Source organism: Ureibacillus sp. FSL W8-0352, assembly GCF_038004345.1.
In the GTDB taxonomy this organism is placed as follows: Bacteria; Bacillota; Bacilli; order Bacillales_A; family Planococcaceae; genus Ureibacillus; species Ureibacillus thermosphaericus.
Map to the genome: position 1 here is coordinate 2,857,093 of NZ_JBBOQT010000001.1, position 22,422 is coordinate 2,879,514.

Genomic DNA, 22,422 nt, shown 5'->3' on the forward strand with positions numbered 1-22,422 from the left:
ATAACTACCTTAATTCTTGAATCTCCTTTAGAGATAGCCCAGTGATTTTTGAAATGGATTGGATATCCATTTGTTCAGCAAGCATTTTTTTTGCAATTTCCATTTGCAGCTTTTTTGCTCCTTTTTCAAAGGCTTCATCTTCACGACGTTTTGCTTCCCGCACTTCCACCTCCTCTTCAAGTGTTTGCTTCAAGCGTTCCTCATAGACTTCCATTTCATCTTTTGACTGGCTTAACTCTTTCCAACGATTCAACGCTGCTCGAATGTGGTCATCCCTTAAAGAGATTAGATCTAACTCTTTATAAATGTCGTTATATACATTTCCATTGCGATGGTCAACGATTGCGAGCAGTAAAAGCCATCTTGCCTTTGCGTCGTTCCAAGGATCGATTTTTTTCGCTTCAAAATCCCGTATTATTTTTGGATATTCGATGAAATGCAATTCGAATACATCGGGGAGGGGAGTGCCAGTATGTTTCTCTTGCAAAAGATAAACCGTATGAAAGTTTTCGGTTTGATTGAATAATTCATAGCTTAAAAGATTGATGAAAATAACAGGTTGCAAGTCGTTTTCGCTTTGTTCTGCATAGGCTTTCGTTGCGTAATAAAGAGAGCGTTTTACAATATCGAAACGATTAAAAAAGTTAATTAATATATGCATTTTTTTGCTGTCTTTTGTTATACCGATAAAATGGACGGGTGCTAGTATATTTTCTTCATAAAAGTAATTGGATGGAACGGTGATGCGTTGAATCTTTTGTCTCGGCTCTCGGTTCAGGATCTCATTTAAAAAAGTGAGCGTCACGTTATGATGCTGTTCCCAGCCAATCACCTTTTGGAAGGCAACATCAATTTTCAAATCCATCAATTTTTGAAGAGCTGCTTTTTTATAGTTGCTCAAACTCATCACCTCGTAGGAATCAGGAATTCTCTTACACTACTTTATCGTTTAATGATTGGTGCTATGACAGCGGTCGGCGGCAGATATAAATAAATCCAGATGTCCTTTGGTAGTTGTGTTTATCAAGGTTTACAGGATGAAACCGTAATTGGATATAAGTCGAAATGGGAATGTGAATTTCAAGCTTTCTTTGAGAGGTTTGATGTACTTTGGTGCAGTCGTTACGAAAGAACAAGTGAGGGGGTTGCCTTTTATTTTAAAGCTACATCCATTGTAATGATATGGATGTTTCCACAGTATAAAATAAAAAAGCGTGGTTTCAACGGCCACGCTTTTTTGTAGTTTTAACTTTGTTTCGCTTGAACTTTTTTCTTCCGCCAAGGTTTTAAGTACGAAATAACGAAGATGAAAATGGTTACGGTGATTTGGAAGAACACTGCAGATTGCATGACTTTATGGTTTTGAACGAAAGTTGGATTGCTGATTGCCATTTCTTTTTGCGCTTCCAACAATTCCATATTTCTCACCATTAATTCGTCAACAATAAAAATACCGACGATTGTTTGGATGATATATAGAACAAATTTAACGCCAACCCATCGATGCTTAAAAAATCCCCAATTGGTGAAAAAACCGTAAACAAATCCGATTAATAAAGTCCCTACAGCACCCAATCGAACGATATAATCGCTAAGGATAATCATATTTTTATAGCCGAGATAGGATTCATCATATTTTGTGAAATCAATATGTAAATTTAATACAATCGAACTTAAAATGCCTCCGAAAAAGACTACTACTAGAAACACATGGATGATCTTTAACCACTTCATGCCTTTTGGGCCGATTTTTTTCATATTATTAAACCTCCGAGTTGCTTAATGGATGGATGATTATTAACACAAGAATGATTATAGTAGGAACATAATAAGCTTTTAATGAGCGGCAGGTGTATTTTTCTCTACATCTATGGTCTTACGCAAGAGTGGAGTCATGACTATATCAATCAATGAACTTATACATTCTGTTAAATAAATTCATTTTGTTGTTTACTATCTGTCCATTACATTTTCATTCCGTTTCCATTACAGTTATGGGTAACAGGACAACAGCTGGACATATTTGGAGGAAGAGAATATTTAAATTAAACAATACAAGGGGTGTATAATATGGCAGTTGAACAAAAAATTCGTGAGTTACAACATTTTATAAATGGTTCGTTAGTGCCTGGAACAAGTGGTCGTTTTTCGAATGTGTACAATCCGTGCACAGGAGAAGTTATTGCACGCGTACCACTTGCGACTCGAGAAGAAGTTCAACATGCGATTGAAGTGGCGAAAAATGCTTTTCCAAAATGGAAGGCGATGTCTGGCGGGAAAAGATCTGAGATTGTGCAAAGATTCCGCCAACTGATTGCAGAAAACCAAGAAGAATTAATCGAAATTATTTGTGAGGAAAGCGGTAAGACGAAAGAAGACGCTCGTGGAGAAATTCAGCGCGGTTTAGAATCAGTAGATTTAGCGATTAATGCTCCACACATGGTAAAAGGGGAGTATTCCGTAAATGTAGGTGGCGATATTAATGCATTCTCCCGCAAAGATCCTCTTGGAGTTGTGGCAGCTATTTCACCGTTTAACTTCCCAGTTATGGTGCCGCTTGCTCAAACAAGTATGGCGGTTGCCGTAGGAAATGCCGTTATTTTAAAACCATCAGAAAAAGTGCCGATTTCTGCGCTATATATTTCAAACCTTTGGAAAGAAGCAGGATTACCAGATGGTGTATGGACGGTTATTAATGGAGATAAAGAGGCGGTAAATGAATTGCTAGAAAACGATACAGTACAAGCGATTCACTTTGTAGGTTCAACACCAATTGCGGAGTATATTTATCACACTGGAACGAAATATAATAAGCGGGTAGCGGCGCTTGGCGGCGGTAAAAACTTTATGATTGTCATGCCAGATGCGGATTTAGAAAAGGCGGCAAATGCATTTATTGGAGCGGCTTATGGTGCAGCTTCCCAGCGTTGTATGGCACTATCAGGAGTAATTCCAGTGGGGAAAGAAACGGCAGATAAACTCGTTGCCATCTTAAAAGAAAAAATCGAGAAATTAAAAGTAGGTCCATATACAGACGATAATGTAGACTTCGGTCCGGTTATTTCGAAAGAATCAAAAGAAACGATTCTTGGCTATCTTGAGCGAAGCCTAAAAGAAGGAGCAAAACTTGTAACAGATGGCAGAAATCCTGAAATCTTGAAAACTTTAAATGGTTTCTATTTAGGTCCAACTTTACTAGATGAAGTGACGCCAGATATGGAAATCTTTAAATATGAGGTATTCGGCCCTGTACGAATTGTGGTGAGAGCAGATTCTTTACAAGAAGCAATTGATATCATTAATTCCCATGAACTTGGTAATGGTGTAACAATCTTTACGAACAATGGTGCAGCTGCTCGCAAGTTCCAAGACGAAATCGAAGTAGGAATGGTTGGTGTCAACGTGCCAATCCCAATTCCAGTAGGATATCACAACTTCGCTGGTTGGAAACGTTCAAATTTCGGTACAGGTGTAATGTTCGGTCCAGATCAAGCGAACTTCTACACGAAGAGAAAAACAATTTCTGAAAAATGGCTTGATGTGGATACAGAATCAAAAGTTACATTTGCATTCCCTAGCAATGACAATACAAAATAATTTTTCATTTGGGGTAATAGGTTCTTTGCTTTCCTAAGTAAAAATATAAAAATCCCCCTTATGAGGCTGTCTAGAGAGGGTATTTCCTTTCTAGGCGGCTTTTTTTATGAGATGATGTAGGTTTTCATTGCAGAGAACAATGCGGCCTAGTTTTAAAGAATGCCGCGTCCATTAATATCGATAAATTATCTTAATATAGAGAAGATAGGTAGAAAATCCATTGTTCAATGCAGATTCATAAAAGATGAATACAATAGTGAAATATTTTATGAATGACAATTTCGAGCATTCATGGGAAAATCTTAGAGTAACCGTTTCATACTAGATTGTTATAAAAAGGGGATTAGTTATGAAAATAAGAGATTTTACGCTAACAACCGTATTTTTAGCAATCATTTTATTATTTGCGCTTACACCCATTGGATTTATTCATTTAGGTGTGATTAAAGCTACAATTATTCATATTCCAATCATTATTGCTTCTATTATTTTAGGACCAAGAATTGGGGCTTTTCTCGGACTTGCCTTTGGGATTTCAAGTGTTATTACGAATACAATTGCACCAACCTTATTATCTTTCGCTTTTTCACCAGCAATCCCTGTGTTAGGGACAAGCCAAGGCAGTTTATGGGCGCTATTTATTGCCATTGTGCCAAGGGTGATAGTCGGTATTCTTCCATATTTTCTTTATAAGTTCCTTCAAAAAGTTTTGGCAAAGATGAAATCCAATCTGAAAGTGTCTTTATTTTTAACGGGACTATTGACTACGGTTTTACATACGTTTTTGATTATGGGGTCTATTGCTTTAGTGTTCCATGACGCTTATGCGCAAGCAATGAAAGTGGATAGCGTGCTGGGCGTTATAGCTGCCGTGCTAACGGTGTTTTTCACCAATGGCATTGCCGAAGCCACGCTGGCAGCAGTAGCTACAGCAGTGGTGGTGCCGCCGTTGCTAAAAATCGCGAAGAAATAAGAACGAAAATATTCGGTATTACATGCTACTAAAATTCCGCCGGTTTAATAAATTTGCAGCTTACAAAAGACAGTAGAAAGAGAGACGTCTAGAAAGTTGGGGTTTTTCTAGATGGCCAATTCTTGATTGATTGTTTTCTTTATGGAATTTTTCATTGGCGGTAAAGTTGCTGGATTTGGCAATTCCCAGCTACTTAGACGATGCTTTAAAAAGAAAAAGAGCAAATCAGAAACCCTTTGCTCTCTTCATTTTCTTTTTTTCATATAATAGACACCAGCCCCAATCATCCCAATGACAATCAATGCGATAAACAGCTTATTCGTCAAAATGTTCATGGGATGAAAAGGGGCTTTCCCCATATAAACGGCCTTTACCCAATGTCCGTCATGTTCTACTGCAATGGCTGTTGAAGTGGGAATGCCTTTTATTTCAAAATATTTCGTTCCCTTTTTAAAAAGGTTTGAAGCATCTCTATAATATTCACCTGTCATATCATCCGCTTCAACTTTTACTTTTCCTATAACTTTTCCAATATCCCTTTCCTCCACTTTTTCCTCAAGCATTACTTCGTAAATTTTTCCATCCCAAACAACAAAAGGGTATGCCCAATTTAAAGCATGAACAGAAGAAGCGATAAAAAATATGGGTATTCGGATTTTATGGTGGAAAAGGGCTTAAAAGTCTCCCTTTTCCAATTTCTTAATAAGTGTGGAAAAATCGACACCATAGTTTCCTGTTATGACATGGTTTGTTACTTCATCCCAACCGAAAGTATCGTATAACATAGCTTTGTTGAAAGCACTTGGATTAAATCGTGGCTTACGTTTCTTATGAAGGTTTTCATTAAACAGTATCTTGGCTCGTAACGCTTCAAATGAGTAGCCTCTACCCCATACGTTCAACTTGCCTAATAATGCTGTTTATGGACTCTGTATAAGCGTTAGTGAGTCTTTTGTCGAAGTAGTTGAAGATTTCATTCTGCCAATTGTCTACGGCTCTCACAAGGTCTTTATAAGCGTCTTTAGATTTACTGGATAAACAACGTTGTTTCCAATACCTATAACGATCTCTGGCTTCATCGGAGTCATTTGTGTCCCAGATCCAGTAGAACTCTTCTTTGAGTTCATAAGCTTCTTTCAGTTCAGGGATATTACCTAACCAAGTTTCCAAGAGGAATGAATCCCGTTCATTCAAGTCATGTTTACGTTTCAGAAGGATATATCTCTCACGCATTAGAGTACGCCTTTCTTTTGCAGTCATATTCGCTTTAAGTGACTTTCTGACGTTGTCCAAGGCTTGATTAGCCATACGGACTACATGAAACTTATCTACAACTACTTTAGCCTGTGGCAAGACAGTATTTACTGCATCTTTATAAGGTTTCCACATATCCATTGTGACGTATTCAATGTAATGTCTATCACTAATATTTGAAAGTCTCTGTATAACAGTTTCTTTCTGACGGTTAGGCTTAATATCAAAGATTGTCTTTCGTTCGACATTAGTCAGTACAAGACGGGGTTTACGGATAATATGTATTTCATCTATTCCAAGCCATTTAGGGGTCTCAAATTGGTATTCTCGTTCTTTGAATGCCACGTGATCCTTAAAAACGTTTCTAACGGTCTTTTCATCTACACCAACGCTTTCGGCTACTTCCACAAAGGTCTTAGACATGGATTGTTCTTCAATGGACTCTACCAACCTTTTAGTCATATTACGCTTTTCGTCAATGGATATAAGGCGTTCCCAAAATGTGGAACCACACTCACGACATTTGTAACGTCTACGGTTTAATTGTAAGCCTACTCGCTTTAAACGAATAGGCAAATCCATGATTAGTTGTTTTCGTAAACTGTGTTTGTACAATTTATCAAATCCGCATTCGGGACAATGTTCGGGAGGTTTGATCGCCTCCACTTTAAACATCATATCGGTTTCATTTTCTTGTAGTGGTTCTGTTGTTTTAAGGTCTGGTAGGAATAATAGGTCTGACATATTGTTCATCCTTTATTACGCTGTGGTGTTAAGGTATCAAGTATAGATTTGAAAACAAATCATCATTATTAAATTACTCTGATAGATAAACTCATTTTACTCTTTTTAAATCGGCTTCCTTTATCGAATCACCAGTAATTTCGAAGAGGTATTCTTTGTTCGTCATTAGTTCAAGTGTAATTTCTTTCAATGGTATTCTATTTTCCTCTTTACCTATTAATACAAATTCAAATGTTGCTTCTCCTTCTAAGTCAAAGTCTTCTTGATTAATATATTCTTTTCTAAATGTGTCTCCTTTTTGTATTTTGGAACCATCAGCATTACTCATACCGCCTGTAATTTTATCAATGCTGATTTCTATTGATTAAAAATCAAAATTAGCATTATTTGTTATACTTAAAATCATGTTATTCTCATTTGGTTCCATAGAATTATCCGTACAAGCCGATAAAAACATAACTATCAAAAATGAAATTGATAAAAGTAACGATTTCTTCATAAATTCTCAACCCCTTATTAAATTAATTATTTGATTATTTATTCTTGGGTATCCTTATCACTTTGATATTCAAGAATATCCCCAGGCTGACAATCCAAAGCCTTACAAATAGCATCTAAAGTTGATAATCGAATCGCTTTTGCTTTTCCATTTTTCAAAATAGAAATGTTAGCCATAGTGATTCCAACTTTTTCAGATAGTTCTGTTACACTCATTTTTCTTTTTGCTAACATCACATCAATATTAATTATAATTGCCATATTTTTCACCTCAGACCGTTAAATCATTTTCTGATTTTATTTCTATGGCATTTTTTAACAACTTTTGAAGAACCGCAGAAAAAACTGCAATCACAAATGAAGCAAAGATAATTATAAATCCTGCAAGTGCTATTCCAGGGTGTAAGGCATTTTGTGATATAAGAAAAATACTACCTATTACATATAAAATGCTAATGGCATTTGCACAGTATTTTATATTTTTTAACGCATTTACTGAAAACTCCGAGAAAGCATTGTTTTTATCAATGTTGTTTAAAAGTCTTAAAGTCTGATATAAAGCAAAGAAAAATGGTATTGCAGTTACATACAAACCAATTAATACAGGATATTGCAAATAAGCATATTCTGGATACATTTCTGCGGTATAATTTGCTAACCAAGGTAACAAAAATATACACAAAGCAAGTACCGTAATCCCAATAAGAAAAACAGCTATCTTTAAAAAGAGTGTTGTTCCTCGTTCCATAAAAGCACCTCACTTATTTACCGTTATTATTATCCTAATACAAAGTTTATTGTCTTGCAATAAATTATTGTTATTAATTAATATATTATTGTTGTTTTACTATTGTAATTTCTTTTGTTGGTGTGAAATAAAAAAGCATCTCTTTTTTTAGACAGAGATGCTTTGAATACCTAATACAGTCATAACAATAAATTTCTTTTTTCCAGTATGTCTTAACACTTTTACAAGGCATTGGAAAATTTATTTGCAACACTCTTGTTCATTAGAATATTTAAACTTTCTCACAACACATCACTCAACATTCCACCAAATAATCCGATTTAGGCATCCATTGTTTTCAAACTGTTAAAAAAGTAATTCCACCATATATTCCGAAGACCCAAAAATATAAAGAATAATGTTAAAACCGCAGCTTTTCTCATAACTCATCTCCAATTATGAAATGAAATTACTGGAAGAATGATAGAAAAATAGCATTCCCCAGTGGAGAATGCTAATGGCATCTTTATTGATTTTTCGAAGCTGATGAATATTTTGATAAATAGTGATCGTGAAGGGAAAGTAAAGTTTGCAACAATACGTTGGCACCTTTATAACAATCTTCGTAGTAAGTTAACTCTTCTTCACAGTGGCTGCGTCCACCTACACTCGGTACAAAAATCATCGCTGTTGGAACAATGCTTGCAATAAACTGCGCATCGTGGCCAGCCCCGCTGTACATTCTTCTAGTAGAATATCCTAATGATTTGCTTACGGATTCAATTGTATTTACAATCGTTTCATCAAATGGAACTGTATCACGGCCCCAAAGCTTCTCAAAGCTAACGGTACATCCATTCGACTCGGTAGGGAGTGAGTGAATGATTGTTTCCACTTGTTTAATGACGTTCGGATCTTTATGGCGAGATTCCAGCGTAAATTTCACTAGATTTGGCACCACTGTATGAATGTTTGGATGCACATTGACTCGCCCCATTGTATACACGAGTTCTTCATCAAGTTTTCCGAGTTCTTGTTTTAAATGCGTAATTAAATCAGCCGCTAAGAAGAGGGCATCCTTTCGATGTTTCATTGGGAAAGTACCGGCATGGTTGGATTCACCTTTCACTGTAATTTCGTAGCACACCATTCCAACGACGCCTTCAACCACTCCAATTTCTTTCTGTTCGGACTCAAGGACAGGACCTTGTTCAATATGAAGTTCGATAAAGGCTGTTCCTTCTTTCAAACGGTTTTGCTCATCACCTTTAAATCCGCTATTTTCGAGAGCTTCTCCAAAAGTGATGCCGTTTTTATCTGTGGATTTTAGCATTTTTTCTTTATCAAATTTCCCTGTCAGTACGCCAGAACTCATCATCGCTGGGTCAAAGCGGGCGCCCTCTTCATTCGTGAAGTTCACAAGTGTAATTGGAAATTCTAGTTCTATGTTTAAATCTTTCAAAGTGCGAACGACTTCTAACGGTGTCACCACTCCTAAAACTCCATCGAAACGACCGCCTTTTTCAACAGAATCTAGATGCGAACCCATAAGGATAGGAGGAAGATCCTTTTTACCTGGCAGTGTGGCATAAATGTTGGCCATGTCATCAATTTTTATGGACATTCCTAACTCTTCACAGCATTTAATAAAATATTTTCGTGCTTCAATATCTTCTTTAGAGAGGGATAGGCGCGTTACACCATTATTTTTCGTTTTCCCAATCTCTGCAAAAGCTTCAATCGTTTCACGAAGTCGATTTGCATTACAAACTTTCATATTCCATTCCTCCAATCATATTATTTTGTGATAGATGTTTCCTCTAAATGTGCAGAGCTTTGTTGCAATACCGCTTCTTCCTCTTTTTCCTTCACCAAACTTTTCGTTAGCAAACTCACGCAAATGGCAACAATGAAGTTCAGGATTAGAGCAAGCATGCCTGTACTAATGTCGTTAATAAATGTTGGAACGTTAGGGAAGAAGGTTGCAATCTTAGCTCCTGTTAAACTCATGTAGAAAATCACTGCAACCGCAGCTAAGATCCCTGCAATAACCCCGTACTTATTCAACAATGGTTTCTTTGAGAAGCTAAACAACAGTCCAGGTGCTAATTGCGTAATAATCGCATACGATAAAATGTTTAACATCGCTAGAGCATCACTACCATTTACAGCGAAGTAAAGGGCGATGATGACGATAACAACGATAAGTATTTTGGATAGGAGCAATTGCTTTCGTTCGCTAGCATTTGGATTAATGACGCGGTAAATTCCTGTTGTAAGACCAATGGAAGCGGAATTTAACATAACGGAAGCAGGGACTAACGCTGTTAATAATCCAGCTGCACCAACGACTCCAATTACCCAAGGGTCAAAAGTTTGAATGGATAAACGCAATAACGACAAATCTCCTTCAGAACCTTGCAATCCAGGTATTTGCACAATTGCCGCAAAGCCGATGAAAAAGGCGAACAATAATAACAATGTATAGAGTGGCAATGTAATCGCATTCTTCCGTAATGCTTTTTCACTGTTAGCCGTTAACGCGACAGAGAACGAGTTTGGAAGCAAATAAAAGCCGAGTGCGTTTAATAATACAGTTGAAATAAACCAAGAAATACTAAAACCGGAATCTGCAAGTGTTAATTTTTCTGGCTGTGTAGCTTGTACAGCTTCAAACAATGGTCGGATTCCACCGAAGTAATGATAAGGGATATATAGCCCTAAGAAAATAATCACGGCTAGAATCATTATATCTTTCACAACGGCTGTCCAAGCAGAACCGTGCATACCTGAAATAATGACGTACGTTGTTACAATAACCGCTCCAATTGTACTTGCGATAGCAGGGGAGATTGCGCCATAAGATGCCTCTGATACAATAATCCCTAAACCTTTTAATTGAATCATAATATAAGGAACGAGAGCGGCTGTTCCGAGAATCGCAACGATAATCCCTAAAGCTGTACTTTTATAAAAGGATGCAAAATAGCTTGGCTGAGAAATAATGTGATGATCTTTTGAATATCGCCAAACTTTTGGAATGAGCCAATAGGATAACACGTACGCCAAGCAAATATAAGCAGGGACATAAAAGGCTGCTGCACCATTAGAATATGCCCAACCACTACCTCCTAAGAACGTAAATGTTGTATAAACTTCCCCAGCAATTAACAAGAACACAAATAGCGTTCCGAAACCTTTATTACCGACAGCAAATTCATCTAAATTAATATCTTTCCCGCGAGATGAACGAATCCCTAAATACAAAGCGAATAGGGCAAAGGCAAAAATAATGATTAATGAAGTATTCATTCAGCTTCACCTTCCTTATTATCTGGATCAAATCGATAAATAATGGCCATGATGACTGATGAAAGAATCATCCAAAACACAATCCAAAATAATAAAAAAGGCAAGCCAAATACATAAGGTTCAATGCGATTCACCATTGGGAGACAGACAATCATCCCAATAAAAGGAATAATCAGCAACAATTTAATGTACTTCATAGAATCCTACCTCCTTTGAATCCTTTCTCTGATAAAGAATGTTTCCATCAATCATTGTTAAATCCACTTGTAAATCTTTAATGTGATGAGGATGAATATTCAAAATGCTATCATTTAACACAACGAGATCAGCAAGTTTTCCTGGTTCGATGCTACCTTTTATGTGCTCTTCAAAGGAGGCATAAGCACCGTTGTAAGTATACATTCTGATTGCTTCTAAAACGTTGATGGATTGATTTTCTCCAATCGGCGTCCCTTCGCTCGTTTTACGATTCACTGCTGTATGAATTCCAACTAAAGGATTGTAGTCTGTAACAGGGGAGTCTGAACCAGCTGCTGCCAGAATGCCTTGATCAATGAAATCTCGAGCGGGGTACATGTAACGAACCCGCTCCCCGTAATTGTGGATATACGATTCACCAAACTCATAATGGAATGGCGGATTTGGAACAGGAATCAAGCCTAGTTCCTTTATTCGCTTTTGCAAATCTGGAGTCGAAATGCCAGCATGTTCAATTCGATGGCGATGATCTTTTCGCGGGTGTTCTTTCAATGCTCGCTCAACAACATTCAAATACATTTCAATCGCCTTATCTCCTTGGGCATGTACGGTAATTTGATACCCCAGTTTATGAGCATGTCCTAAAATGTTATAAATCTCTTCTCCAGAGTAATAGAGAATGCCATGATTTGCTGGATCACTTGTATATCCTTCACGCGTTGCAATGGTCGGGCCAGTACTACTGCCATCCAAAAATAATTTAACGGGTCCTAATTTGAACCATTCATTGCCTGTCCCAGTGAGCGTTCCAGAGGCGATGATTTTCTCTAGAAAGTCTTTTGAATCAACTAATGAACCTAATAATGCATATATTCGTAATTGCAACAAGCCTTGTTGACTTGCAATTTGGAGTGCTCGAAAACTGTCCGCATTAAACGTTCCCGCTTCACCAACACTTGTTATGCCAGCTGCTAGAAAATCCCGATTGGCAATTTCAATCGCTTTTAACAACTCTTCTTCCGTATAGCTGGCAACTTGATTCATTTCCATATTTGCTGCCTCAATAAGTCGACCAGTGAAATGGCCGTTTTGATCTTTTTCAATGATACCTCCTTGAGGATTGGGGGTGTGTTGATCAATATTTGCAAGTTTCAATGCTTTGCTATTGACAACAGAAATGTGGCTACAAGTTCTAGTAATGATAATAGGGTGTTCTGTTGAGATGGCATCTAATTCCTCTAGGGTAGGGTAGCGCTGTTCTGTTACTTTTCTTTCATTAAATCCCCAAGCTCGAATCCATCTTCCGGGGGGAGTGCTTTTCGCCTTTTCTGATAAGGCATGAAGAATGGCTTTTAAGGAGTCCATTCCTGGCTCTTTGCAATTGATGGCTAGTTGATTTACTCCATATAAAACAAGATGTAAATGGGCATCATTAAACCCTGGAAGAAGAGATCTTCCATTTAAACGAATCCGTTTTGTATTTGGACCTATCAAGTGTTGGAGAGAATTGTATTCACCTGTTGCAAGAATTTTTCTTCCTTTTACACAAACACAATCAACGACTGAATCAAACCGATCTACTGTGATCACTTCTCCATCATAAAATACATAATCTGCAAACATACATTCACCCCTTATACAAAAAATACCTATACACCTAGAAAGGGATTAGTGTATAGGTATAATAAATTTAACATTTATAAAATTCAGAAAAATATAGACACTTTGTTAAATACTTTCAAGTATCATTATACATATCGTAACTACAAAAATTTATATTATTTCTCTATTATGCTGAAAATTTGTTAGTTTTGTTCTATTAAACAACGTTTTAACAATATAAATAAATAAGGAGGGATAGCCATTGAATCATTATTCCATGCAAGTTCAAGATATTTTGCACAACAAACATTTTCAAAAAGCGGAAGTGATTGCAGGAAGATTGGGTTTACACAATGTCATTAAGTGGGTACATATTTTAGAAATTGTCAATGTTGAAAACTTTGTAAAAGGCAATGAGCTTGTATTAACGACTGGACTGGGCATCCAAAATGATGTAGATAAATTTTTACATTTTGTAAAAGGGCTAATTGAATCCAATTGCGCGGCTCTTTGTATTGAATATGGGCAATATATTCAACAAGTGCCTTATGAAGTGGTTCAACTTGCAGATGAGCATGCCTTTCCCATCATTGTTTTTAAAGAAGAAGTGGCCTTTATAGAAATTACGCAAGAACTGCATTCCCTCATTATTAATAGGCAATATGCGATGGTTTCAAAGCTAGAGAGCTATTCCGAAAAGTTGAATAAAGAAACATTGTACGCACAGCAACCGGAAGAAATCTTAAAAATTACTTATAAATATTTAGAAAAACCACTTGTCTTGAAAATCGATGGACAAGAACCCATTTTATATCCAAACACTTCAAAAAAACAAAAAGCTTGTTTGTTACAAAAGCTAGAAGAAGAATCATATGTTCAAAAACTACTCGTGCAACCTATCCATCTATTTGAACATAAATATGCAGAAGTGATGTTAGTAGAAGAGAAAGCTTCTATAACTGAATTTGAAACACTCATTTTGGACAGAACAGCGACTGCCCTTGGCCAACTTTTTATTCGAAAATTATATGTGGAAGAGAAAAAGGGAATGGAAGACGCTCACTGGATAGAGGGATGGATTGAAGGGAAGCATTCAAAGGATGAAATTCATCACTACCTATTTTCGCAATGGCCAAGCCTTTCTTTACAAGGCGGAGCGGTATTTATCACCCAATTTAATGAATCTTTCTCACAGCAGAAACTTGATATTACTTACTACAAATTGTTAGGGCGGTCTATTTTCGAACAGTACGGATTTTTAACATTAATTATAGAAAAGAAAAAGTATATTATTTTTATCTTGTTAAATAAAAGAGAAGGTTCAATGAAAGATCGAATGAAAGAAGCCCTGAGCAAACTGGGAAATTCTGAAGTGTTAGCGAAAATTCATCCATCTTCTTTCCAATTTGCTGTAGGAAAAATCACCAATAATCTACATTGCATGCATGATAGCTTTCAGACGGCGTTGGATACGTTATATATTAAAAGAAAAGTAGGGACACCTGCTCAATTTTATGATGATTTGCATTTATTCCGATTGATTTATAATTTGCAAAAACATGTAGATTTAGAGCAAATGGTAGAAGATTATTTGCAACCGTTAATTGAGTTTGATGAAAAGAACAATGGCCAATTGCTTGAAACGTTAGAAGTGTATTTGCAAACGAATGGTTCGAAACAGGAAACCGCAAGAAGGTTATATATAGTACGGCAAACGTTGTATCACCGCATTCGAAAGATAGAAAGTTTACTAGGGGAAGATTTTATGAATGGTGAAAAAAGACTTGCATTAGAATTTATGCTGCTTGCAAGAAAGTTTTTAGTGCCGATGAAGAAAGGGAGCGCATGAAAAGTCATTTTGATGGGTCTCTTTTATGGCTCGCTCTGCTTTCGTCGCAGATATATTGCGACGAGTGTGACCATTGGTGGGAGAGATTAAAAAAGATATTTATTGATAAGATTTGAGCCTGACCAAAAAGTTTTACATTTTTTGGTCGGCTTTTTACATTTTTTGAAAAGCCTTTTACGACAAGAGCGGAGGGGAGTTATTTTTACGTTTTGTACAATATTTTGAATTTTATTTAACGTTTTGTTCAATGAAAAACACCTACTTCCCATTCATAATATACATACAACAAGTGCCTTTCTAGCTAGCATTCTATTGATTTTTGAAAAGGGTTTCTTTTGTAAGCGGAATGATGAAAGTAATGAATAGGAGCGTGATGAAATGTTAAGTACAAATGCTGGGAAAGAGTTGTTGGCGAAAGATGGGAAATATGTGTGGCACTCCATGAAACCATACAACCCTAATGCAACCTTTGTCATTGAAAAATCAACGGGCGCAAGAGTTGTAGATGTGGACGGAAAAGAGTATATCGATGCAATGGCAGGGCTTTGGTGTGTGAATGTTGGATATGGTCGGGAAGAGTTAGCGAAAGCAGCATATGATCAAATGATAAAAAATGCATACACGCCACTATCCTTTTCCCATGCACCAGCTATTGAGTTAGCAGAAAAAATTAATGAGCTGTTAGGCGATGACTATGTCATTTTCTTCTCCAATAGTGGTTCTGAGGCAAATGAAACAGCCTTTAAAATCGCAAGACAATATCACCATCAAAAAGGCGAGTCATCCCGCTGGAAAATCATCTCCCGCTACCGTGCCTATCATGGAAACTCTATGGGCTCACTGGCAGCAACTGGCCAAGCAGAACGAAAATACCGTTACGAGCCTTTAGCACCAGGATTCATTCATGTAACACCGCCTGATTCTTATCGCAACAATGAAGATCATTATACAGACCCACTTGAAATTCCAAGTGTAAAAGAAGTCGACAAAGTCATGACTTGGGAGTTCAGCGAAACAATTGCGGCAATGATTTTAGAGCCAATTATTACAGGGGGCGGCATCCTCATTCCTCCAGAAAACTATTTAAAAGGAATCGAAGCGGTATGTAAAAATCACGGAGCATTAATGATTGTTGATGAAGTGATTTGCGGGTTCGGCCGCACTGGAAAACCATTTGGCTTTATGAACTACGGCGTTAAACCAGATATCATTACGATGGCAAAAGGTATTACGAGTGCATATCTACCTTTATCAGCAACTGCGGTGAAACGGGAAATTTATGAAGCTTTTAAAGATAGTGGAGAATATGATTTCTTCCGCCATGTGAATACGTTCGGCGGAAATCCAGCAGCATGTGCAGTAGCGATTAAAAATATTGATATTATGCTAGAAGAAAATCTATTCGAACGTTCAGCGGTAAAAGGTGCTGAAATGTTGAAAGCATTCCAAGATGAGTTGAAAAATGCACCGTATGTTGGCAATGTGCGAGGAAAAGGATTGCTGATTGGAATTGAACTTGTGAAAGATCAAGCTACAAAAGAGCCGCTTGATGTGAAACTAGTGAATGGAGTCATTGCGAAAAGTAAAGAGAACGGCGTCATTATTAATAAGAACGGCGTAACAGTGGCAGGCTATAATAACGTATTAACAATCGCACCACCATTAAATATTTCAGATGAAGATATTGAAACAGTTGTGAAAGTCGTTTCTAAAGCAATTAAAGAGTTGAAATAAAGTTACGTACACACATACCTTTAAAATGAACGACATTGTACGAATTCAAAGTGGATACTTGATGGTTCTATCAAATGAATCCCTAAAAATTGAAGGTTGCATATGTTGCGTTTTGGCGATTATTGCATAAAGTGCATGATGTAAGAAACTCAATTGAATGTCTTTCGAATGTGAAAGTTGAAGCACATCCCTATGAAGAAACCGGCGAAACTACTTTCGTCCGTCCCCCTTGTTTTAAATAGAACGTGTTAATTCGAATAAATTTTTATGAATTTGTGATAATTACTTTGAAAGTTGAAGCGAATCTATTAAAATATTTAATTGCGTGTGGTTATGAATGAAGGAATAGATTGCATGGACCAGTCGAATTTTAGGTTCGACTGGTCTATCTTTTTTGTAGATATAAATGTAGAAAACGGAAGATAATTAATCGTTAGAAAAGATGAAATGTTGCATTATTTCCCGAGAAATGTCTTATTTTGGGAGGGGAATTTCCTTGAATGTCGAAGATTTGGTACATGAAACAGAAGGTGTTGAATTCTATCTGAAAGACAACTAAATAGGATTTTCTATTGGAATAAAAACTTTTTTGGAGGGAAGGAACTTTTTCGTAGCGACATATCGTTATCCCCGTTAAGGAGGCTATTCCTTTATTATCTGACGAGGGGAAGTAGTTGTTGGACGAAAGTTTATTATTCGAAAATCTCGACTTCATTTCGCCTTCGTGAAGAAAAAGCCGCTTACTGTTGCGATTGTAAATAAGACATTAAATGACCCTTTAATAATGAGAAAAACGAGGAGAAGTCCCCTCGTTGTTGATAAGTTGAAATTAAACCCGTATCTATTCATCAATTTAACTCTAGTGCAATGGTTTCTGTTTTGCCATCCCATTCTATGATAGCTTCAATTTCCGATTCTTTACTCACATTAGAACATCCAAAAGGTAAACTGAATACTCCTTCAGGTTCTAGTGAAACATCTCCTTCTAAATTATCAATGGAGAACTTTATACTTTCGGGAACTGGCTCATTGCCTATATATTTAATAGCTCCACTTGATTTTCCGCAAACTTCACTTTTATTCACTTCATAACGTATACTCCAATAATCGCTTTCCCCTGTAAATAAAAGAATTTCTTGTATACATGCTGGCAAGGGAAGAATAAAAATAAGCAAAATCATTAACATACGGACTTTTTTCAAAATTTAACACCTCCCGCTTAGTAACTAAATAACTTTACTAGAATTGCGATTCGACATTATTAATATATTACTCATGAATTTCAAAAAATCCTTGCAGTTTGTCGATAAATTAACTAAAGGTTTAAACTGTTTTGGCAAATCTCCTTCCTTTTGAAGAAATCAAAAATAAAAACTGTAAACTCTTTACATTTTTAATTTACAGAATAAAATGAAGATTATGTAGATTGATTGATGGATTATACAGGGGGGAAGGAGAATGGTTCAATATAGAGCAACGACAATGGCAATGAAAGGGATGGTGACGTCGCCACACTACTTAGCATCACAGGCAGGCCTTTCTGTGTTAAAAGAGGGAGGGAATGCAATTGAAGCTGCTATTGCAATGGCTTCAACCATTGCCGTTGTTTATCCTCACATGAATGGCATTGGTGGAGATAACTTTTGGCTCATTTATAACGCAAACAACGGGGTAATCAAAGCGATTAATGGAAGTGGTCGTTCGGGCAAAAGGGCAAGCATTGAATTTTATCGCTCCAAAGGATACGAAACAATTCCTGCGCGCGGTCCACTTGCGGCTATTACGGTACCCGGTGCAGTTCGGGGATGGAATGTAGCATATCAATACGGACAAGATGAAATGGGAAGTACCATGCCATGGCATAAGCTTCTTGAACAAGCGATTGCCTATGCAAAGGAAGGCTTTCCTGTGACTCCAAGCCAACACACATGGACGAAAGTAAATTTGGATGAAAAAGATCAAACGTTTCGTGCATTAAATCGTTTTGAAGAGTTTTCTCGCATCTTTCTAAAGGATGGCAAGCCTTACAAAGTGGGAGATATCTTCATTCAAGAAGATTTGGCACAAACATTAGAACTCATTGCACAAAACGGCGCGGACTATTTTTATGATAGTGAATTAACGGAACGTATGGTGGAAGACTTGCAGAAACACGGAGGCATTTTGACAAAAGAGGATTTCCAAAAACATACGAGCGATTTAGTGGAGCCCGTTTCAGTGCCTTATCGTAACTTTGTGGCTTATAATCTTCCGCCAAATACACAAGGATTGGCGTCTTTATCCATATTGAATATTTTAAATCAATTGAATTTAGCAGAGATTGAAGAAGGCTCTGCACAGTATTATCACCTATTAGCAGAAGCCATCAAACATGCCTTCCGAGACCGTGACAAGTATTTAACTGATCCAACATACAACCATATTCCGCTGAACGAATTGCTCAGTAAAGAGCGGGGAGTTGGCTTTGCTGAAAAGATAAAAGAAAGTTGCCATGCGACGGCATTGCCTGCCATGGATCCAAAGGGGGATACGGTTTGGTTTGCGGTGGTGGATGAAAAAGGAAATGCTGTTTCCTGCATTCAAAGCATTTATCATGAATTTGGTTCCGCCTTTATTCCAAAAGGAACAGGGGTATTATTGCAAAATCGAGGCAGCTTCTTCTCTTTAGATGACAAACACGTAAATTCCTTACAACCGAGAAAACGCTCCTTCCATACGCTCAATTCTGCCATGCTGATGAAGGATAATCGCCCAGTCTTAATTTACGGAACTATGGGGGGAGAAGGTCAGCCACAAACGCAAACGCTCCTTGCAACACGCATTATCGATTACGGTATGAATGTACAGGAAGCTATCGAAGCTCCGCGATTTTTATACGGCAGGACTTGGGGAGCAACCACTAATACATTAAAAGTGGAAAGTCGTATTCCGAAAAATGTGCAAAAGGAGTTGAAACGATTTGGGCATGAGGTGGAAGTGGTAGAAGAATTTTCGGATTTAATGGGACACGCAGGAGCGATATATATCGATGAAAAGGGAGTGAAGTATGGAGGAGCAGATCCTCGTGGTGATGGTATAGCCATTGGGTATTAAAAAATTTTCCAATTCCTCTCGTTCGTAATATAACAATTGATTCACAAAATGTGAAAATTTTGTAAAAATATATAGAGAAAGATATAAAGTATATAAAAATAATATAAATACTATTCTATAAGAATTTTACCTACATTACGATAAAGGGGGATAAAGTATGGCAAGGCAGAGAGATATATTTATTGCCTTTTTCCGTTCTGGCATGTTGGGATTTGGTGGAGGGCCATCAACTATCCCTCTTGTTCAAAAAGAAGTAGTGGATACCTTTCAAATGATGACCGATGAAGAATTTGCGGATGTGTTAGCAATAGGCAATACTTTACCTGGCCCCATTATTACAAAAATGGCTGGATATATTGGTTATCGAGTAGGTGGATGGCTAGGTTTAATCAATGCTTTAATCGCTGCTATTCTCCCATCGGTTATATTAATGATTCTTTTCCTTGCCACACTCAAACAATTTAAAGATTTTGATTTTGTAAAAGGAATGTCGAATGGAGTTATTCCAATTGTAGCCGTAATGCTTGGAGTACTCACTTGGGATTTTCTTAAAAAATCTCATAAGTCTCTTGGGTGGAAAGTCGGAGGCATTATTTTGTGCGTTTCAATCGTTGGAATGCTGATTCTGAAGCTTCATCCAGGCATCATCATCGCAGGATTGCTTCTGATTGCACTACTTCTCCCAATCAAAAAAGAGGAGAGAAAAGAATGATTTATATACAATTATTTCTGGCCTTCTTCTACCCAGGGATTTTAGGATATGGAGGGGGGCCTGCTTCCATTCCGTTAATTGAATATGAAGTTGTTGATAAGTATGGATGGATGAATACATCAGAGTTCAGCGAAGTATTGGCGTTAGGAAATTCATTGCCTGGACCGATTGCGATTAAAATGGCAGGATACATTGGCTATGAGGTCGGGGGCGTTTTGGGGGCGATTGTAGCATTGTTTGCAACAGTAGGGCCTTCATTAGTTGCCATGTTGATTTTACTTAACATTTTATATCGCTATCGGCAATCCCCGAAAGTCAAAAGATTGTCTAGTTTCGTTTTACCGGCAGTTGTTGTATTGCTTGCAGAATTGACCTTTGATTTTTTGAGAACGTCTTATGATACAATTGGAATAATTTATACGATTATACTCATCGTAGGTGCATACATTGCTCTTGAAAAATTAAAAATTCATCCTGCTTTTGTTGTGATGATGGGACTTATAATTGGTGGGATATTTCTTTAATACAAGTTGTTATGATAGGCAATATGAGGCATTCTTTAGGGTGTCACCATTTTGCCTTCTATCTTTGTGTCATGAAAATACTTTTCAACTATGAAATATAGGTGGTTAGATGAAATATAATTTAAGGGTCAAATTAATTGTAAGTATCGTAATATTAGCGATTATGAGTTGCACTTTTCTAGCAATCGTTTCTTTTTTTCAGTTGAAGAAACAAACGGAGACTGAAAATGAATTCGTATTTAAAAGGATAGAAGACACAATCAAAGATTCTTTAAAATCCTATGAAAAGGCGATTCTACTACTAGATGATAACAGCGCTGAAAAAATGAAAGAATATACGAAGATGTTAATAGAGAAGTATAATGAAAATCCAAACTTTGATGAATGGGATTTCCAAGGCTTGAATCAAGCATTAGGGATGCATATATACATAATCAACACAGAAAATGTGATTACTCATAGTAGTTTTGAACAAGATATTGGTCTAGATTTTACAAAATGTTGTAAAAAACTAACCACCCTATTAAATGAAAGAAGAGCGACTGGAGAGTTTTATCATGATGCGTTAGATATAGAGCAACAAACAGGGGAATTAAAGAAGTATAGTTACATGGCGACACCAGATAAAAAGTATATGATTGAATTGAGCTACTCTTTAAATGAAAATAATATTTTCAAGGCGTTTAACTTTTTTAATCACATCCAAGAATTAAAAGGATTATATCCATTTATTTATGACATTCATATTTTAAACATTGGAGGATTAACGCTTGGCAAATCTGCAAATGAAAGGCGCTTAACGGAAAAAGAAAAGGAAGCCTTTGACAGAACGTTATCATCGAAACAACCGACAGAAATAGATTATTATTGGAATGGTACACCTGCTACTTTCCGTTACATGTTTTATGAATCAGAATTTGATCGAGACTTTGCTCAAAACAAAGTAATTGAAATCATCTATGATGAAAAACTATGGAATGCCAATCTGCATCAAATAAAAAAAATGTTTGTCATTCAATTAATCATTATTTTTAGCTTCGTACTAGTGCTATCTTTTGTGATTGCAAGACCAATGTATTTAGCTTACCATGACCGCTTAACGGGACTTGCGAACCGCTCTGCATTTGATGAATTTATAACGGCAATCAAAACAAAAAAAGGGAAGAAAACAGCCTTTTTCATGATTGATTTAGATCATTTTAAGGAAGTTAATGATGTGTTAGGACATCAATCAGGAGATGTGCTGTTAAAAAAGGTGGCTCAAATTATTCGCACCCTCATCCCGAAAAATGGGGAGGCTTATCGTTATGGTGGAGATGAATTTATTGTTGTTCTGAATTCAACAACGACCGAAGAAGCGAAAGAATTGGCACAGAAAATCATTACGGAAATTAATCAACTTGTTAAACAAAATACAGACATTGATAATCTTGGGGTTTCTGCAAGTATTGGCATTTCTTTTTATCCTGACGATGGGGATAATAAGTATTTGCTTTATAAAAAAGCGGATGTGGCTTTATATACAGCAAAAGAAAAGGGAAAAGGCCAATATTCTATTTTCAAAACAGAGTATTAAAATCTGGATAAATCATGGCGTCTTGATAT

The 22,422-nt window shown here is 36.8% G+C and carries 19 protein-coding genes and 1 pseudogene; 8 read left to right on the top strand and 12 right to left on the bottom strand.

Annotation, left to right across the window (positions count from 1 at the left end; translation table 11 throughout):
- Window positions 1-4 precede the first annotated feature (4 nt).
- Both NST98_RS14460 and NST98_RS14465 read right to left on the bottom strand, forming a co-directional pair.
- On the bottom strand, window positions 5-901 hold the full coding sequence (locus NST98_RS14460; protein ID WP_340715396.1) for an Rpn family recombination-promoting nuclease/putative transposase: 897 nt from the start codon (window positions 899-901) through the stop codon (window positions 5-7).
- A 344-nt stretch (window positions 902-1,245) separates the two neighbouring features.
- Complete coding sequence (locus tag NST98_RS14465) at window positions 1,246-1,758, bottom strand: DUF2269 family protein (RefSeq protein ID WP_168411882.1); 513 nt, start codon at window positions 1,756-1,758, stop codon at window positions 1,246-1,248.
- Window positions 1,759-2,070: 312 nt separating this feature from the next.
- Between NST98_RS14465 and NST98_RS14470 the strand changes: the two genes are divergently transcribed.
- Both NST98_RS14470 and NST98_RS14475 read left to right on the top strand, forming a co-directional pair.
- The gene (locus NST98_RS14470; protein ID WP_340715397.1) at window positions 2,071-3,597 is read left to right on the top strand and encodes a CoA-acylating methylmalonate-semialdehyde dehydrogenase; all 1,527 of its coding nucleotides are present in this window, start codon (window positions 2,071-2,073) and stop codon (window positions 3,595-3,597) included.
- A gap of 349 nt (window positions 3,598-3,946) precedes the next feature.
- Window positions 3,947-4,570 carry an ECF transporter S component gene (locus NST98_RS14475; RefSeq protein ID WP_016838797.1) on the top strand — a complete coding sequence of 208 codons (624 nt, stop codon included), beginning with the start codon at window positions 3,947-3,949 and terminating at the stop codon, window positions 4,568-4,570.
- A 245-nt stretch (window positions 4,571-4,815) separates the two neighbouring features.
- On the opposite strand, the gene NST98_RS14480 is transcribed toward NST98_RS14475, so the two are convergent.
- From NST98_RS14480 to NST98_RS14520, 9 genes and pseudogenes are all read right to left on the bottom strand, one after another.
- Complete coding sequence (locus NST98_RS14480) at window positions 4,816-5,133, bottom strand: hypothetical protein (protein ID WP_340715398.1); 318 nt, start codon at window positions 5,131-5,133, stop codon at window positions 4,816-4,818.
- Window positions 5,134-5,244: 111 nt separating this feature from the next.
- A pseudogene (locus NST98_RS14485) lies at window positions 5,245-6,568 on the bottom strand (ISL3 family transposase).
- 91 nt (window positions 6,569-6,659) lie between these two features.
- Complete coding sequence (locus NST98_RS14490; RefSeq protein ID WP_340715399.1) at window positions 6,660-6,896, bottom strand: hypothetical protein; 237 nt, start codon at window positions 6,894-6,896, stop codon at window positions 6,660-6,662.
- 209 nt (window positions 6,897-7,105) lie between these two features.
- Window positions 7,106-7,327 carry a helix-turn-helix domain-containing protein gene (locus NST98_RS14495; RefSeq protein ID WP_094245812.1) on the bottom strand — a complete coding sequence of 74 codons (222 nt, stop codon included), beginning with the start codon at window positions 7,325-7,327 and terminating at the stop codon, window positions 7,106-7,108.
- A 10-nt stretch (window positions 7,328-7,337) separates the two neighbouring features.
- Window positions 7,338-7,814: a DUF2975 domain-containing protein gene (locus NST98_RS14500; protein WP_094245811.1), complete on the bottom strand. Its 477-nt coding sequence runs from the start codon at window positions 7,812-7,814 to the stop codon at window positions 7,338-7,340.
- Window positions 7,815-8,319: 505 nt separating this feature from the next.
- Window positions 8,320-9,570, bottom strand: a complete 1,251-nt coding sequence (locus NST98_RS14505) for a Zn-dependent hydrolase (protein ID WP_016838799.1) — start codon at window positions 9,568-9,570, stop codon at window positions 8,320-8,322.
- 20 nt (window positions 9,571-9,590) lie between these two features.
- Complete coding sequence (locus tag NST98_RS14510; protein WP_340715400.1) at window positions 9,591-11,105, bottom strand: sodium:solute symporter family protein; 1,515 nt, start codon at window positions 11,103-11,105, stop codon at window positions 9,591-9,593.
- Complete coding sequence (locus NST98_RS14515; RefSeq protein ID WP_016838801.1) at window positions 11,102-11,302, bottom strand: DUF3311 domain-containing protein; 201 nt, start codon at window positions 11,300-11,302, stop codon at window positions 11,102-11,104. Before NST98_RS14515 ends, NST98_RS14510 begins: the two co-directional genes overlap by 4 nt.
- A complete protein-coding gene (locus NST98_RS14520; RefSeq protein ID WP_340715401.1) occupies window positions 11,289-12,926 on the bottom strand; it encodes an amidohydrolase in 1,638 nt (545 codons plus the stop codon). The genes NST98_RS14515 and NST98_RS14520 overlap by 14 nt, the downstream gene beginning before the upstream one ends.
- Window positions 12,927-13,167: 241 nt before the next feature.
- Between NST98_RS14520 and NST98_RS14525 the strand changes: the two genes are divergently transcribed.
- Both NST98_RS14525 and NST98_RS14530 read left to right on the top strand, forming a co-directional pair.
- A complete protein-coding gene (locus tag NST98_RS14525) occupies window positions 13,168-14,754 on the top strand; it encodes a PucR family transcriptional regulator (protein ID WP_340715402.1) in 1,587 nt (528 codons plus the stop codon).
- Between the two features lie 378 nt (window positions 14,755-15,132).
- Entirely contained in the window at window positions 15,133-16,488 is a 1,356-nt protein-coding gene (locus NST98_RS14530) for an aspartate aminotransferase family protein (RefSeq protein ID WP_340715403.1), read from the top strand.
- Between the two features lie 848 nt (window positions 16,489-17,336).
- On the opposite strand, the gene NST98_RS14535 is transcribed toward NST98_RS14530, so the two are convergent.
- Window positions 17,337-17,690, bottom strand: coding sequence for a hypothetical protein (locus NST98_RS14535; RefSeq protein ID WP_340715404.1), 354 nt, complete (start codon window positions 17,688-17,690; stop codon window positions 17,337-17,339).
- 256 nt (window positions 17,691-17,946) lie between these two features.
- Between NST98_RS14535 and ggt the strand changes: the two genes are divergently transcribed.
- The 4 genes from ggt (at window position 17,947) to NST98_RS14555 (ending at window position 22,393) form a co-directional block, all read left to right on the top strand.
- Window positions 17,947-19,581, top strand: a complete 1,635-nt coding sequence (ggt, locus tag NST98_RS14540; protein ID WP_340715405.1) for a gamma-glutamyltransferase — start codon at window positions 17,947-17,949, stop codon at window positions 19,579-19,581.
- Window positions 19,582-19,738: 157 nt separating this feature from the next.
- The gene (locus tag NST98_RS14545; protein ID WP_168411877.1) at window positions 19,739-20,293 is read left to right on the top strand and encodes a chromate transporter; all 555 of its coding nucleotides are present in this window, start codon (window positions 19,739-19,741) and stop codon (window positions 20,291-20,293) included.
- Window positions 20,290-20,817 carry a chromate transporter gene (locus NST98_RS14550; protein ID WP_016838808.1) on the top strand — a complete coding sequence of 176 codons (528 nt, stop codon included), beginning with the start codon at window positions 20,290-20,292 and terminating at the stop codon, window positions 20,815-20,817. Before NST98_RS14545 ends, NST98_RS14550 begins: the two co-directional genes overlap by 4 nt.
- 109 nt (window positions 20,818-20,926) lie before the next feature.
- Entirely contained in the window at window positions 20,927-22,393 is a 1,467-nt protein-coding gene (locus tag NST98_RS14555) for a GGDEF domain-containing protein (protein WP_340715406.1), read from the top strand.
- The last annotated feature ends 29 nt before the right edge of the window (window positions 22,394-22,422 follow it).